This window comes from Vannielia litorea, from assembly GCF_018424695.1.
GTDB classification, from domain to species: domain Bacteria; phylum Pseudomonadota; class Alphaproteobacteria; order Rhodobacterales; family Rhodobacteraceae; genus Vannielia; species Vannielia litorea_A.
Genome location: NZ_QTNQ01000057.1, coordinates 1 through 15,431, shown reverse-complemented (window position 1 = coordinate 15,431; position 15,431 = coordinate 1). Strand labels below are relative to the sequence as shown.

At 66.5% G+C, this 15,431-nt stretch carries 9 protein-coding genes; 7 read left to right on the top strand and 2 right to left on the bottom strand.

Annotated features, from left to right (window positions below):
* The first annotated feature begins 1 nt into the window (after position 1).
* Positions 2–1,804 carry an ABCB family ABC transporter ATP-binding protein/permease gene (locus tag DYI42_RS16760; RefSeq protein ID WP_213547273.1) on the top strand — a complete coding sequence of 601 codons (1,803 nt, stop codon included), beginning with the start codon at positions 2–4 and terminating at the stop codon, positions 1,802–1,804.
* A gap of 130 nt (positions 1,805–1,934) precedes the next feature.
* On the opposite strand, the gene DYI42_RS16755 is transcribed toward DYI42_RS16760, so the two are convergent.
* Both DYI42_RS16755 and DYI42_RS16750 read right to left on the bottom strand, forming a co-directional pair.
* Entirely contained in the window at positions 1,935–5,738 is a 3,804-nt protein-coding gene (locus DYI42_RS16755) for an efflux RND transporter permease subunit (RefSeq protein WP_213547272.1), read from the bottom strand.
* On the bottom strand, positions 5,735–6,988 hold the full coding sequence (locus DYI42_RS16750; RefSeq protein ID WP_213547271.1) for an efflux RND transporter periplasmic adaptor subunit: 1,254 nt from the start codon (positions 6,986–6,988) through the stop codon (positions 5,735–5,737). Before DYI42_RS16750 ends, DYI42_RS16755 begins: the two co-directional genes overlap by 4 nt.
* Positions 6,989–7,280: 292 nt before the next feature.
* Between DYI42_RS16750 and DYI42_RS16745 the strand changes: the two genes are divergently transcribed.
* From DYI42_RS16745 to DYI42_RS16720, 6 genes are all read left to right on the top strand, one after another.
* Positions 7,281–7,934, top strand: coding sequence for a tetratricopeptide repeat protein (locus DYI42_RS16745; RefSeq protein WP_213547270.1), 654 nt, complete (start codon positions 7,281–7,283; stop codon positions 7,932–7,934).
* A gap of 69 nt (positions 7,935–8,003) precedes the next feature.
* Entirely contained in the window at positions 8,004–9,335 is a 1,332-nt protein-coding gene (locus tag DYI42_RS16740; protein ID WP_213547268.1) for a PQQ-like beta-propeller repeat protein, read from the top strand.
* Positions 9,336–9,386: 51 nt separating this feature from the next.
* Positions 9,387–10,847 (top strand): ribosome biogenesis GTPase Der, encoded by a 1,461-nt coding sequence (der, locus tag DYI42_RS16735; RefSeq protein WP_213547266.1) that lies wholly within the window; start codon positions 9,387–9,389, stop codon positions 10,845–10,847.
* Between the two features lie 209 nt (positions 10,848–11,056).
* On the top strand, positions 11,057–12,274 hold the full coding sequence (locus tag DYI42_RS16730) for an N-acetylmuramoyl-L-alanine amidase (RefSeq protein ID WP_213547262.1): 1,218 nt from the start codon (positions 11,057–11,059) through the stop codon (positions 12,272–12,274).
* A gap of 210 nt (positions 12,275–12,484) precedes the next feature.
* Positions 12,485–15,004 carry a penicillin-binding protein 1A gene (locus tag DYI42_RS16725; RefSeq protein ID WP_213547259.1) on the top strand — a complete coding sequence of 840 codons (2,520 nt, stop codon included), beginning with the start codon at positions 12,485–12,487 and terminating at the stop codon, positions 15,002–15,004.
* A gap of 35 nt (positions 15,005–15,039) precedes the next feature.
* Positions 15,040–15,375 (top strand): glyoxalase superfamily protein, encoded by a 336-nt coding sequence (locus DYI42_RS16720; protein WP_213547252.1) that lies wholly within the window; start codon positions 15,040–15,042, stop codon positions 15,373–15,375.
* Positions 15,376–15,431: the final 56 nt, after the last annotated feature.

Below are 15,431 nucleotides of genomic sequence, written 5' to 3'. Positions count from 1 at the left end.
TATGGCCGAGCCAACCCCCAAAGACCCCGGCTCCAGCTGGGGCATCATCCAGCGCGTTCTGCCCTATCTCTGGCCCCATGGGCATCCGGGCCTAAAGGCACAGGTGGTGCTTTCGCTCATTGCGCTGCTGGTCGCGAAGCTGATCGCGGTGGCCACGCCGTTTTTCTACAAGGGCGCGGTCGACCAGCTTGCGGGCGACGCGCCCTCTACCGGCTTGCTTATCGGGCTGACGGCGGTGACGCTGACGGTGGCCTACGGCATGGCCCGCCTGCTTACCGTGGGCTTCCAGCAGTTGCGCGATGCGCTCTTCGCCCGTGTGGGCCAGCGGGCGCTGCGACGGCTGGCGCTGGAAACCTTCAACCACATCCACGCGCTCTCGATGCGCTATCATATCACCCGTCGCACCGGCGGACTCTCCCGCATCATCGAGCGCGGGGTGAAGGGCGTGGAGTTCCTGCTGCGCTTCATGCTCTTTTCCATCGGTCCGTTGATACTGGAGCTGGTGCTCGTCTGCGCCGTGCTCGCCCTGGCTTTCGACATGCGCTACCTCGGCGTGCTTGTGGTGACCATCGCACTCTACGTGGCCTTCACCTTCAAGGTCACCGAGTGGCGGGTGAAGATCCGACAGCAAATGAATGCCAGCGACACCGATGCCAACCAGAAGGCCATCGACAGCCTGCTCAACTTCGAAACGGTCAAGTATTTCGGTGCGGAGCGGCGCGAGGCGGAGCGTTATGACAATGCGATGGCTGGCTATGAGGATGCGGCGATCCGCACCAATTACTCGCTGGGCTTCCTGAATTTCGGCCAGTCTGTGCTGATCACCGGCGGGCTGGTGGCGGTGATGGTAATGGCCGCGATGGGGGTGCAGAACGGCACGCTCACGGTGGGCGATTTCGTGATGGTCAACGCCTACATGATCCAGATCACCGTGCCGCTGAACTTCCTCGGCTCGGTCTACCGCGAGATCCGGCAGGCGCTGACCGATATGGGTGAGATGTTCTCGCTCCTTGGCCAGCCTGCCGAGGTGAAGGACATGACGGGCGCAGGGGCGCTGAAGGTTGACGGGGCCGAGGTGCGGTTTGACGACGTGCGCTTTGGCTACGAGGCCGAACGGGAGATCCTGCGCGGTGTGAACTTTGCGGTGCCTGCGGGGAAAAGCCTTGCCATCGTGGGGGCTTCGGGTGCGGGCAAGAGCACCATCGGGCGGTTGCTGTTCCGGTTCTACGATGTCACCGGCGGCGCAGTCCGGATCGACGGGCAGGACATTCGTGAGGTCACGCAGGAGAGCCTGCACGCGGCCATCGGCGTGGTGCCGCAGGATACCGTGCTGTTCAATGACACCATCCGCTACAACATCGCCTACGGGCGCCCCGAGGCGAGCTTTGCCGAGATCGTGGAGGTGGCCAAATCGGCCCGCATCCATGAGTTCATCGAGAGCCTGCCGCAGGGCTACGAGACGATGGTGGGCGAGCGGGGGCTCAAGCTTTCAGGCGGCGAGAAGCAGCGCGTCGGCATTGCCCGCACCATGCTGAAGAACCCGCCCGTGCTGCTCTTGGACGAGGCCACATCGGCGCTGGACACAGAGACCGAACAGCAGATCCAGGGCGCGCTCGCCCGGGCGGCGGAAGGGCGCACGGTGCTCACCATTGCCCACCGTCTCAGCACGGTGGCAGCGGCCGATGAGATCATCGTGCTCGATGCCGGCGAAGTCGCGGAGCGTGGCACCCATGCGGAGCTTCTGTCTCAAGGCGGAAAATATGCTGCGCTCTGGGCCCAGCAGTTGCGGGAAGAGGCGGCCTGATCGCTATCAGACACTGAGCGCGGCGGTATGTATCAAGCCTCCCGCACGCCGCTGGCCCGTACACCGCACAGCGAAGCCGTCCCGGCCCGCCCTGGTTGGGCCAGCCGGGGCGGCCAGATAGGGGGCGGGATTATTCGGCGGCGCGGATATGGGGCGGTTTTGCGGCGTCGTCATTGCTGCTGTCGTCCGTGTCGTCGCCTTCGGCCTTCTCGGATCCGTCGGGTTGCGCGTCCGAGGCGGCCTCTGGTGCGTCGGAGGTCTCTTCCGGAACATCCGGTGCGCCCTTGGCGTCCTCCACCTCGGCCTGAACCTCGGGCTGCGCCTCCTCCGACCAGATGATCTCGGGGTGCTTCACGTGCTTCGCGGCACGGGCGAGCGCGGCATCGCGGGCCACGCGGCTGGAGCGGCCCAGCGTGACCTTGCCCAGGCTGCGCAGGCCCCAGTAGGCGCCTTTGGAGGCCCAGATCCGCAGCGCAAGCATCGACGGTGTGAACACCAGCGTCAGCACCGTGGCCGTTCCGAGGCCAAAGACAACGGCGGTGGCCAGCTGCTTCCACCAGAGCGCGGTCGGGCTGTTGAGCGAGTAGCCGCCGTTGATGAAATCCAGGCTGAGGCCCAGCATCATCGGGGTGAGGCCCGCGATGGTGGTGGTCGTCGTCAGCAGCACCGGGCGCAGCCGGGCCTCGGCGGTGCGGATCACCGCTTCGAGCCTTGGCATGTAGGCAGAATACTCCTGGTAGGTGTCGATCAGGACAATGTTGTTGTTCACCACGATCCCCGCCAAAGCCACGATGCCCGTGCCTGTCATGATGATCGAGAAGGGTTGGCCCAGCAGCAGCATGCCCCAGAGCACCCCGGCGGTCGAAAGCACCACCGCCAGCAGCACCAGCACGGCGTTGTAGAAGCTGTTGAACTGCGCCAGCAGGATCACGAACATCATCCCCAGCGCCATGCCAAAGGCACTCATCAGAAACTGCCCGCTTTCCTCCTGATCTTCCTGGTCGCCGGTCCATTCGAAGTCCACGCCAAGAGGCAGAGGGCTTTGCTCGCCGGAGAGCCATTCGGTGATGACCCCGATCCGTTCATTGGCGTTCACCGCCACAACCGAGGCGCCGTTGTATTCTCCAGCCGTATCTGCCGCAGCTCTGGCAGCCTCGGTGGGCATCACGGCCAATACCTCGCCGTCATCGCCCACAAGCTTCGAAAGCCCCGGCGAGACATCCGCCTTAACATCATAGATACGCCGCTGGTCCACCCGGTCGATCCGGCCGATCTTGGGCACTGGCTGGCGGGTGATGAAGTTGCTGAGCGGTACGAGGCCGTCGGTGGTGCGGACCTTCAACTCATCCAGCGTGGAAAGCACCCTGTCTTCATAGGGCAGGCGCACGCGGATCTCGATTTCCTCGTCCGAGCTGTCCACCCGCATGGTGTCGAGCAGGATGCCGCGCGTGACCAGCTGAACCATGGCGCCAACGGTGGCCACGTCGGCGCCGTAGCGCCCGGCCTTTTCCACGTCCACGTCGATCTGCCAGTCGATGCCGGGCAGGGGGGTGGTGTCTTCGAGGTCGATGATGCCGGGCATCTCGCCGAGATGGGTGCGCACGATCGCCACCGCCTCTTCCAGCGCGCCGAAATCGTCACCCGAGAGGCGCAGGTGAATGGGCTTGCCCGCGCCGGGGCCCATGGCGAGGTTGAGGATTTCGGGCTGGATTCCCGGAATGTCGAGCACGGCTTCCTCGATCTTTTCGAGGATCAGGTCGCCATCCAGCTCTTCCAGCGGCACGTTGTGGGTGCGGGCATATTCGGGGCGGTCCTCCCACGGGATCAGCTCCAGCTGGATCTGGCCCACGGTGTCGAGCGGGGCCTGGCTGCCGCCGGTGTTGGAGTTCAGCCCGCCCTCTCCGGCGAAGGCAAAGGCGCTTTCGATGCCGGGGATATGCGCCATGGCCTCCTCGACCTCGCGCACCATCTCATCCTTCTCCTCAAGGCTGAGGTTGCCGCGCGCGCGGACATAGACGATGGCCTGCTCCGGCTCGGTCTCCACGAAGAAGTCGACGCCGTTGTTGTTGGCGCCGTAATAGATGAACGTCGAGACAACGAAGAAGCCCACCGCGCCCACGGTGACGAGCGGCATGATCGGGTTGCCCGCGATCGCCTTGATGAGCCAGCCGAAGGGCGAGCGGCGGTGGCCCGCCCTGACCCGCTTGGCGCGGCGTTCGATGCGGGCTGCGTCCAGCGTGATGGTGGCGAGGAAAGCGGCCAGTGCGAAGAGGACGAGGCCGGGCACCACGGACATGGCACCCGGAAAAGGTGAGGTGCCGCCGAAAAGGTATCCAGGGTTTATGCATTGCAGGGCGGCGATGAAGAGCAGGTAGAGCGAGGGCACCACCAGCACGGCACGCACCCACCACGGCAGCGCGCGGAGCGCCTCGGAGGCGTTGTGAAACATCCGGCTCATCCGGCCCGAGACGCCGCCCAACACCGGCAGGTAGACCAGGGCCACCAGCAAGGAAGCGGACAATACGAAGATCAGCGTGACCGGCAGCATCCCCATGAACTGCCCGGCCACCCCGGGCCAGAACAGCATTGGCAGGAAGGCGCAAAGGGTGGTCGCGGTGGAGCTGACGATGGGCCAGAACATCCGCTTGGCGGCCTCCACATAGGCGTGCATCGGCCCCACGCCGTCGGATATTCTCTTGTCGGCGTATTCCACCACCACGATGGCCCCGTCCACCAGCATCCCCACCGCGAGGATGAGGCCGAACATCACGATGTTCGACACGGTGATGCCCATGATGGAGAGGAACACGAAGCAGAGCAGGAAGCTGATCGGAATGGCGATGCCCACCAGCATGGCCGGGCGGATGCCGAGCGCGGCCAGCACCACGATGGCCACCAGCGCGATGGCCGTCATCACCGAGCCTTCGAGCTGGGAGACCATGGATTTCACCACGCGGCTCTGATCGTTCGACGTGCCAACCTGGATCGCGTCGCGCAGCTCGGGCGGCCATTTGGCCATCTCGGCATCCACCGTCTCGCGGATCGCGGCGGCGGTGTCGATGATGTTGTAGCCCTTCTTCTTCGACACCTGCAGCGCCACGGTGTTGACCGAGTTGAAGCGTGCCGTGCCGGTGCGGTCCTCGAAAGTGAGGCGGATGTCGGCAAGGTCGCCCAGTGTCACGATGCTGTCACCGTTCACCTTGACGGGCAGCTTGTAGACATCCTGGCTGGACTCGAAGCTGGCCGGAATCTTGACCGAGAAGGCGCCGGTGGGCGTTTCGATCTCGCCCGCGGCGATCAGCTGGTTGTTGTTGACCACAACGTTGATCAGCTCGGCGGCGGTCACGTTGTAGCTTTCCAGCTTCAGCGGGTCGATCACCACCTCGACCATCTCGTCTCGATGACCGGCCAGGGTGGCTTCCAGCACCGGCTCCAGGCCTTCGAGGCTGTCTTGCAGATCCTTGGCCACCTTCACCAGCGTCCGCTCGGGCAGGGCGCCGGTGAGGTTGACGATGATGATCGGGAACTCGGAAAAGTTGATCTCGCCGATCGAGTAGTTGTCGGCCCCGTCGGGAAAATTGGCCTCAGCCGTATTCATCGCGGCGCGCACGTCGGCCAGTGTGGCGGACTTGTCCCAGCCGAACTCGAACTCCAGCACCACGTTGGCATAGCCCTCGGTCGCCACGCCCTGCATTGTCTTGAGCCCATCGAGATCCGAAAGCTCGGTTTCCATCGGCTTCACGAGCATCTTCTCGGAATCCGCCGCCGAAATGCCGGGGAAGGGGACCGAAACGAAGACAGCCGGAATCTCGATATCCGGCTCGCCTTCCTTCGGCAGGCTGAGGTAGGTGGCCCAGCCCACGAGGATCGACATCGCCACGAAGGCGAGGATCATCCGGGCACGGGCGGCGGCCCAGTCGACGATACCTGTCATTGGGTCAACTCCTCGAGGGTGACCTTCACCGGCACACCCTCAACCACATACTCCTGGCCGCGGGTGATCACCCGCGCCTCCTCGGGAAGCCCGGTGACCCAGATGCCATCCACGGTGTCGCGCAAAACCGAAACCGGGGCGAAACGAGCCTTGTTCTCCTCATCGACCCAGCGCACGCCCAGTGCTCCGTCGTCATCCAGCGTCAGCGCGGATTGCGGCAACAGATGCGCGTTTGCACCCTCGGCGGAAATCGCGATTTCCACGGTCTGGCCATCGCGGATGGCGAGGTCGGGGTTGGGCACCTGGACCTCCACGCGGAAGGTGCGGGTGGAAGAATCGGCGGAGCGCGACAGGAAGGTGACCTGGCCCGTCACCTCCTCTCCTGTGGCCAGCCGTGCCCCGGCCTGTGCGCCGGTCTCGACCCGGCCCACCTCCGTTTCGGGGATGAAGCCCACCAGCTTGATGGGATCGAGCTGGAGGATGGTCGCGCAGTCGGAGCCGGCCTGAAGCAGCACGCCCAGTTCAGCGCTGTCGCTCTCCAGCAGGCCCGAGAAGGGGGCCGTGATCGTGAGCCGCTCGATCTCTTTTTGCGCGGCAGCCACGGCGGCCTCGGCTGTCTGCACCTGGCTCTTGGCGCCTTCCACGCCCGACTGCGCCGCCTCAAGGGCGGCCTCGGCCGACGATACGGCGGCGCGGGTGGAGGCCACGCGGGTTTCAGAGGCGAATCCCCCCTCGGACAGCTGGCTGGCGGCGCGGTTGTTGATTTGGGCTTCTTCGAGCGCGGCGCGGGCCTCGGCCACGCGGGCCTGCGCCTCGGGCAGGCTGGCACGCGCGGAGGCCAACTGTGCCTCGGCCTGCGCGACCTGGGTTTCGCGGGTGCCCGGATCGATCTCGCAGAGCATTTGCCCGGCCTCCACGAAGGCCCCCTTGCGCAGCGGCTCGGAGATGACCTGGCCCGAGGTTTCGGCCCGCACGATCACCTGCCGCGCGGCCTCGGTGCGGCCCCGGGTGACAACGGCGCTGTCGACCTCGCGGGCCACGCTGTCGATTGCCATGACAGAAACCACGCGTGCCTCGCCTGCGCCGGTGCCATCTTCTTCCACCGTGCGCGGGGCTTCCTCGGCCTCGGCGACCGGGGCCTCCGGCTCGGTGCCCCCGCCTGCAAAGGAGAGCAGCACATCGCGCTGCATCACCACGAGATAGAGCACCGCTGCAACGCAGAGCGCGATGAGGATCGAAAACAGCCGCATGGCCGGACCTTCCTTGCAACAATGGGGCGCGTTGCGCCCCAGACACCTGTTCGCTGGTGCAGCACACCTGCGCGCCGTCGCGGCCGAGGTGTCCTGAACCGTTTGGTTTAGTTTAGCGCCATCAATCATCGCGCGCAAGCCAGAGTTGCCGTGTCGCGGCAGCCTGCTGACACCGCCTCGCCGGAGGCTCCGGATCACCCCCGCAATCTCCTTGGCATCGGGGGCCATTTCCGGGTAAGAAGCACCGATCTTGCGGGGCGCAGACTCCGCTCGCACGAAAGAAGGCAGGCAGATGAGCGAGAGCGAAAGCTTCATTGAAGAGGTCAGCGAAGAGCTGCGGCGCGACAAGCTCTTTGCGCTGATGCGGCGCTATGGGTGGATCCCGGTCGTGATCATCCTGGGGCTGGTGGGCGGCGCGGCCTGGCTGGAGTGGCAGCGGTCGTCCGAAAGGGCTGCCGCGGAAGCTCGTGGTGACGCCGTCTTGAGCGCGCTCGAGGCCGAGGAGGGCGAGGCCCGGATGGCGGCGCTCGAGGGCGTTGAGGCGAGTGGAGATTTTGCCGCCGTGGCGCAGCTCCTGGAAGCCGCCGAGGCGCAGGCCTCCGAAGACGCGCAGGCCGCCGCCGAAACGCTCCTCGCAGTAGCCGACGATGCCAGCCTGCCGCAGCCGTGGCGTGACCTCGCTGCGCTGAAGGCTGTCATGCTGGGCCCCGATGCGATGTCGCCCGAGGACCGCAGCGCGCAGCTTGACCGGCTGGCCGCATCGGCCTCGCCGATGGCGCGGCTGGCCCGGGAGCAACAGGTTTATGCGATGATCGACGCGGGGGACCGCGCCGGCGCATTGGCCGCCGCCGAGGCGCTGGTGGAGGAGGATGGTTTGAGCCGGGGCTTGCAAGAACGCCTCCTGCAAGTGATTGTAGCATTGGGAGGAAAGCCCCAAGAGGGCTGATCCGTCCAGCGCCGCCAGGGCGAGGCTCGCGCGGCGCGACAGGGGAAGAGCGGGCAAGGAAGGCAGGCCGTGAGAGCAGCAGCATCGAAGTGGATCACCACGGGCGTCGTCGTGGCCCTGCTGGCCGCCTGCGCCGGTAGAGAGCAGCCGTTGCCGGGCAAACGCATCGGCGTGCGTGAGGCGGTGGGCGTCAACGATCTGGGCGGCGCGACCGCGCCGATCTATCGTGGCTCCGCCCCCATCTCTCTGCCGCGCCCGCTGAATCACGGCTCCTGGACCCATCGCAACGGCAGCCCGCGCCATACCATTCAGCACCCGGCGCTGAAGCGCAGCGTGCAGGCTGTCTGGCGAACCGACATCGGGCAGGGCGACAGCCGCAAGGCGCGGATCACCGCCGACCCGGTGGCCACTGGCGGCCGCATCTTCACCATGGACAGCCGCGCGCAGGTGTCTGCCGTCTCCACCGGGGGAGAGCTGATCTGGTCGACCGACATCACCCCCGCGCGCGACCGCACCTCCGACGCCTCCGGCGGCGGCCTCGCGGTTTCGGGAAATACGCTGTACGTGGCAAGCGGTTACGGCGAGCTTCTGGCACTCGACACCGCCACCGGCGGGCTGCGCTGGCGGCAGAAGTTCGACGGGCCGGTGCAGGGCACGCCTACGGTAGAGGGCGGCACTGTTTATGTCGTCAGCCGTGACAGCCGGGCCTTTGCCGTGGACGCCGCCAACGGGCGGCTCAAGTGGGAAATGCCGGGCACGCCGACGCCATCGGTGATGGTCGGCGGGGCAGGGCCCGCGCTGTCGGACCGGCATGTGATCTTCCCCTTCGGCTCCGCCGAGGTGATGGGCGCGCTGAAGCTCTCGGGCCTGCGCACATGGTCCGAGAACATCGCGGGCGAGCGCCGCGGGCGGGCCTACACCGGCTACACCGACATCACCGGCGACCCGGTGGTGGTCGGCAATACCGCCTATATCGGCACCCAGTCGGGCCGGACCGTGGCGATCGACATCAACAGCGGCGAGCGTCGCTGGACCTCGCTGAACGGGGCCTATTCGCCGGTCTGGCCGGCGGGTGGCTCGCTCTTCATGGTCTCCGATGCCAGCCAGCTGCTGCGGATCGACGCGGCGACGGGCGAAACCATCTGGTCGGTCAAGCTGCCCGACTACACCAAGAAAAAGGTACGGCGGCGCAAGGCTGTCTTTGCCCACTACGGCCCCGTCCTCGCGGGCGGGCTGCTGCGGGTGGCTTCCGACGACGGCTACCTACGCAGCTTCGAGCCGACCTCGGGCGCTCTGGTTTCGGCTGTGGAGCTGCCCGGCGGGGCAAGCTCCAACCCGATCGTGGTGGCGGGCACGCTCTATGTGGTTAACAGCCGGGGCCAACTGGTGGCTTTCCGTTAAGCTGAAATCCCTGTATGAGGCGCCCTTATCGCCTCGGAACGGTCCGTTAACATGAGCTTCACACTTGCCATCGTTGGTCGCCCCAACGTTGGAAAATCCACTCTTTTCAACCGCTTGGTCGGCAAGCGGCTGGCGCTGGTCGACGACCAGCCGGGGGTGACGCGCGATTTGCGCGAGGGCGAGGCCCGCCTTGGCGACCTGCGCTTTACCGTCATCGACACCGCCGGGCTCGAGGAAGCGACTGACGAGAGCCTTCAGGGCCGGATGCGTCGGCTGACCGAGCGCGCGGTGGAAATGGCCGACGTCTGCCTCTTCCTGATCGACGCGCGCGCGGGGGTGACGCCCACCGACGAGGTCTTCGCCGACATCCTGCGCCGCAAGAACGCCCATGTGCTCGTAGGCTGCAACAAGGCCGAGGGCCGCGCCGCCGAGGGCGGCGTTGTGGAGGCCTGGAGCCTTGGCCTGGGCGACCCGATTCCGCTGAGCGCCGAACATGGCGAGGGCATGTCGGACCTTCTGGGGGCCTTGATGCCCGTGGTGGATGAAATTTCGCTTAACAAGGCGGATGAGAGCCCCGAGATCGAGGTGACGGTGGAGGAGGGCGAGGAGGCCCCCGAAGAGTGGCGGCCGACGAAGAAGAAGCCGCTGCAAGTGGCCGTGGTGGGCCGCCCGAACGCGGGCAAGAGCACACTCATCAATGCCATTCTGGGCGAAGACAGGCTGTTGACCGGCCCCGAGGCCGGCATCACCCGCGACTCGATTTCGCTGGCGTTGGACTGGGACGGCGTGCCGACCCGTATCTTTGACACGGCAGGCATGCGCAAGCGCGCCAAAGTGCAGGAAAAGCTGGAAAAACTCTCGGTCTCCGATGGGTTGCGCGCGGTGAAATTCGCCGAGGTGGTGGTGGTGCTGCTCGATGCGGCCATCCCCTTCGAGCAGCAGGATCTGCGCATTGCCGACCTTGCCGAGCGCGAGGGGCGGGCCGTGGTGGTGGCCGTCAACAAGTGGGATCTGGAGCCGGAAAAGCAGGCCAAGCTGAAGGGCCTGCGTGTGGCCTTCGAAAAGCTGTTGCCGCAGCTCAAGGGCGCGCCGCTCGTGACCGTTTCGGCCAAGACGGGCCGGGGTCTCGACCGGCTGCAACAGGCGGTGGTGAAGGCCCATGAGGTGTGGAACCGCCGGGTGACCACGGCTAAGCTGAATGACTGGCTTATCAGTATGTTGGAGCAGCATCCGCCGCCCGCACCGGGGGGCCGCAGGATCAGGCTGCGCTACATGACCCAGGCCAAGACGCGGCCGCCGGGGTTCGTGGTGATGTGCTCGCATCCCGACAAGCTGCCGGAGAGCTACAAGCGCTATCTCGTCAACGGGTTGCGCGAGGATTTCGACATGCCGGGCACGCCGATCCGGCTGTATTTCCGCGGGCAGGGGGATGCGAACCCCTACAAGAACAAGACCAAGTCGACGCCCTCGCGGCTGCGCAAGCATCTGGGCAAAAAACCGTTGGGTGACTGACGGTTAGGTGGTTAACGCGGCATATGATACCACACATGCACATCCTATGCACATGTGATGCACAACCCATGCATAGGCTGATTTGCACAGAAGGTGTGGTTAATGCACCGTGCGCTCTCATTGTGAGAGGCTGGCGCGGGCGTGATCGCGGAGCTCTTGGTGCCTGCCGGGGGCTCGTGTAGAACCGGCCAAAACAGGCGACGGGGCAAATGCGGGCAGTCTTCCTCTTCATGATCGCCGCGCTTTGGGGCGCGGTCTCTCCGGCGCAGGAGTTTTCAGCGCTGGCGCGGATCGACCCGGCGCGCTCCGGTATCGAGGAAAGCGGCGAGGGCGTGCGGCTGCGGCTGACCATTAGCCAGCCGGTGCCCTACCGGGTGCGGCTGCTCGCCGACCCGCCCCGGGTGGTGGTGGACTTCCGCGAGGTGGATTTTGCCCCGCTGGGCGTGCCTGACGTTTCATCTCTCACCGAGGTGGTGGCGCTGCGCACCGGGCGTGTCGGCCCGGGCTGGACGCGGCTGGTGGCTGAACTCGCCCGCCCGCTGGGCTTTGGCACGGTGCACATGGTGACCGGCGCGGCGGATGGCTCGGCCCGGGTGGAGGTGGCGCTGGAGCCGGTGGACGAGGCGCGCTTTGCCGGGCAGGTGAAGCGCGGCGAGCGGCCCAGCGATGTCTTCCCCAGCCCTTCGGCTAGCGCCCCGCCCAAGCGGCGGCCCGCACCGGGCGGCCCGCTGGTGGTGGTGCTCGACCCGGGCCATGGCGGGGTGGACCCGGGCGCGATCCGCGACGGAGTGACGGAGGCCGAGCTCATGCTGATCTTTGCCCGCGACCTGCGCGAGAGCCTGCTCAGGGCGGGTGACTACGAGGTGGTGCTGACGCGGGAGGATGACAGCTTCGTGTCGCTGGAGACCCGGCTGACGATTGCCCGGCGCGCGGGGGCGGACCTGTTCATCTCGCTCCATGCCGACGCGGTGGAGGAGGGGATCGCGCGGGGCGCACAGGTTTACACCCTGTCGGATGAGGCGAGCTCGGAGGCGCTGGCCAAGCTTGCGCAGCGGCATGACCGGGAAGACATTCTGGGCGGCGCCGACCTGAGCGGCACCGACGACCAGGTGGCGCAGGCGCTGATGGAGATTGCCCGGCGCGAGACCGTGCCGCGCACCGAGGCGCTGGCCGATGCGCTTGTCGCGGGGCTTCGGGCGCAGGGGGTGCGGCTGCACCGGCACGCGCGGGGACGGGCCGATTTCTCGGTGCTGAAACTGCCCGACATTCCGGCGGTCCTGCTGGAGGCGGCCTTCCTCTCTACCGAGAGCGAGCTGGAGAAGTTGCAGAAGCCGGCGTGGCGCAAGCAGGCCGCCGACGGGATCGCGGCGGCGGTTGCGGCCTGGGCGGCGGAGGATGCGCGGATCAGGGCGCTCAGGCGGCAGTAGGGGGGGGGCTCATCCAGGGCGCTGCCCTCTCTTCGCCCGCGCGCCGCGCGCCGCCCAACCCGCGAAGACGCCTCCAAGGGCGGAGGGGCGGCCTCGCAAAACCGTGACCGGCTGGGCGGCAAATGGCCGAATTTGTCATGCAATCTCTTTTGCTTCGATCCGGGCCTTCGCGTATACACTTGGCCTCGAACCAGACCAAGGAGCGGGCAGTTGCTCAGATTCATCACCGGCATCATCGGCGGGCTTTTCGCGCTGATTACCACCGGCGCCGCCTTTGGCGCGTTGATGCTTGGCGCGATCCTGTGGATCTACAGCCGCGATTTGCCAAACCACGAGCAGCTGGCGCAATACACCCCGCCCACGATCAGCCGGATCTACTCGGGCGAGGGCAAGATCATGGACGAGTTCGCCCATGAGCGCCGCCTCTACGCCCCCTCCAGCGAAATCCCCGACCTGGTGAAGCAGGCCTTCATCTCGGCGGAAGACAAGAACTTCTATACCCACAAGGGCTATGACCCTATGGGCATGATCGCCGCCGCCGTGGATGCGGCCAAGGGCGGGCGGCTGCGCGGCGCCTCGACCATCACCCAGCAGGTGATGAAGAACTTCCTGCTCTCCTCCGACCGGACGGCGGAGCGGAAGATCAAGGAGATCATCCTGGCCTCCCGCGTCGAGACCGCGCTGAGCAAGGACAAGATCCTCGAGCTTTACCTCAACGAGATCTTCCTCGGGCAGAACAGCTATGGCGTGGCCGCCGCCGCGCAGACCTACTTCAACAAGACGCTGGCCGAGCTGGCCCCGCATGAGGCGGCCTATCTGGCGGTGCTGCCCAAGGCGCCCTCCAACTATCACCCGGTGCGCGACAAGGAACTGGCGACCAACCGCCGCAACTTCGTGCTGAAGGAGATGTATGAGAACGGCTACATCTCTTACGAGACCTATCAGGCCGAGCGGCTGGAGCCGCTGAAATCGGTTCAGAACGGTGATTACGACAGCTTCAAGGGCGCGCTGCCGCCGCGCGACTATTTCACAGACGAGATTCGGCGCCAGCTCAGCCGCAACTTCGGCGAGGACGAGTTCTTTGGCGGCGGGCTGACCATTCGGGCCACGGTGGACCCGGAGTTGCAGAAGAAGGCGGCGGTGGAGCTGCAACGCGCGCTGGAGCGCTATGACCGCGGCCTTGGTCGCTGGCGCGGCACCGGCAAGACGATCGACGCCGCGTTGCTGGAGGACGAGGCCAAGTGGCGCGAGGCGCTGGCCGCGGTGGAAGTGGCCCGCGACGTGGAGCTGGAAAGCAAGTGGCTGCCAGCCGTGGTGATGGCGGTCGGCGACCAGGAGTTGCGGTTGGGCATCGAGGGCGAGCCGCTCGACGGCGCCGAGCCGCCGGTGGTGCCGCGCAAGGACATCGCCTGGGTTCGTGGCAGCTTCCACGACAACTTCGAGGTCGGCGACGTTGTGCACGTGCGCCGGATGACAGACGATGGCGCCTTCATCCGCTGGACGCTGCGCCAGGTGCCCGCCGTGCAGGGCGCCTTCATGGCGATGGACGTGGAAAACGGCCGGGTGCTCGCCATGCAGGGCGGCTTCTCCTACCAGCATTCGGTATTCAACCGTGCCACCCAGGCCACGCGGCAGCCCGGCTCGTCGTTCAAGCCCTTCGTCTATGCCGCCGCGCTGGATTCGGGCTACACGCCCGCCACCATCGTTGTCGACGCGCCGATCGAGATCAACACGCCGCAGGGCGTGTGGCGGCCCAAGAACGCCTCGCACCGCTTTTACGGCCCCACGCCGCTGCGCACCGGCATCGAGCAGTCGCGCAACCTGATGACCATTCGCCTCGCGCAGGAAGTGGGCATGGAGACGGTGGCCAGCTATGCAGAGAGCTTCGGCGTGTATGACCGGCTGGAGCCCTTCCTTGCCAACGCGCTGGGCTCGCAGGAGACCACGCTGTTCAAGATGGTCTCCGCCTACTCGATGTTCGCCAATGGCGGCGAGCGGGTGGAGCCCACGCTGGTGGACCGGGTGCAGGACCGCTGGGGGCGCACGATCTATCGCCATGACCAGCGCATCTGCGATGGGTGCCAGACGGCCTCGCTGGCGCCGGGCGAACTGCCCCACATCACCACCAACCGCAAGCAGGCGATCGATGCGATCACCGCCTACCAGCTGACCTCGATGATGCAGGGCGTGGTCGAGCGCGGCACCGCCCGCCGGGCGGTGAGCCTCGGCGTACCGGTGGCGGGCAAGACCGGCACCACCAACGATGCCAAGGACGTGTGGTTCGTCGGCTTCACCAACACCATCGCGGCGGGCTGCTACATCGGCTACGACCGGCCCCGCACCATGCCGGGCGCTTCGGGCGGCGGCATGTGCGCGCCGGTGTTCAACAGCTTCATGAAATCGGCCATCGCCAAATACGGCGCAGGCAAGTTCCAGGTGCCGCCGGGCGGGTACTTCGTGAAGATCGACCGTTTCACCGGCGCCCGCCTGTCCGACGGCGCCTCCGGCCCCAATGTGGTGGCCGAGTACTTCCGCGAGGGCGAAGAGCCGATCTTCGGCATGGCGGCGATGCTCGACGGCGGCTTTGCCATGGGGGCCAACCTGCCGATGTTCGCCCAGGGCGAAAGCGACGAGGGCGAGGCCCGCACGGTGACCACTTCGACCGGCAAGAAGGCCCGGATCGCGCCCAAGGCCAGCTTCGGCTCGCTCTCGTCGGGCGGCCTCTATTGAGGTGCGCCATGAATGCGCACCCTACGGGGTGAAGCGTGAAGCTTGATTTTGCCGTGCCCGCGCTGCCGGTGCGCAGCGTGCCGGCGGCGCAGGCCTTCTACGTCGAGAAGATGGGCTTCACCGCCAACTGGCACCATGACGAGGGCCGCATCGGCGCCGTGAGCCATGGTCGCTGCGCGCTGTTCCTGCGCGAGGTGGATGGCCCCTTCACCCCCGGCGTGGTCTGGATCTTCGCCGAGGATATCGACGCCACCCACGCCGAGATCGCCGCGGCCGATCCAAGCGCGCTGCAGACAATGCCCTACGGATTGCGCCAGTTCACCGTCACCGACCCGGACGGTAACCAGCTGCATTTTCACCACGACCTCTGAGCCCCACCCGCTCCTCTCGGAGCTCCGTAACTATCCCGGGGCTGTCTCTTATACAC

Excerpts from the sequence above, each read along its gene's own strand:
- DYI42_RS16760 (WP_213547273.1), top strand. The coding sequence starts at position 2 with ATGGCCGAGCCAACCCCCAAAGACCCCGGCTCCAGCTGGGGCATCATC.
- DYI42_RS16755 (WP_213547272.1), bottom strand. The coding sequence starts at position 5,738 with ATGACAGGTATCGTCGACTGGGCCGCCGCCCGTGCCCGGATGATCCTC.
- DYI42_RS16750 (WP_213547271.1), bottom strand. The coding sequence starts at position 6,988 with ATGCGGCTGTTTTCGATCCTCATCGCGCTCTGCGTTGCAGCGGTGCTC.
- DYI42_RS16745 (WP_213547270.1), top strand. The coding sequence starts at position 7,281 with ATGAGCGAGAGCGAAAGCTTCATTGAAGAGGTCAGCGAAGAGCTGCGG.
- der (WP_213547266.1), top strand. The coding sequence starts at position 9,387 with ATGAGCTTCACACTTGCCATCGTTGGTCGCCCCAACGTTGGAAAATCC.
- DYI42_RS16730 (WP_213547262.1), top strand. The coding sequence starts at position 11,057 with ATGCGGGCAGTCTTCCTCTTCATGATCGCCGCGCTTTGGGGCGCGGTC.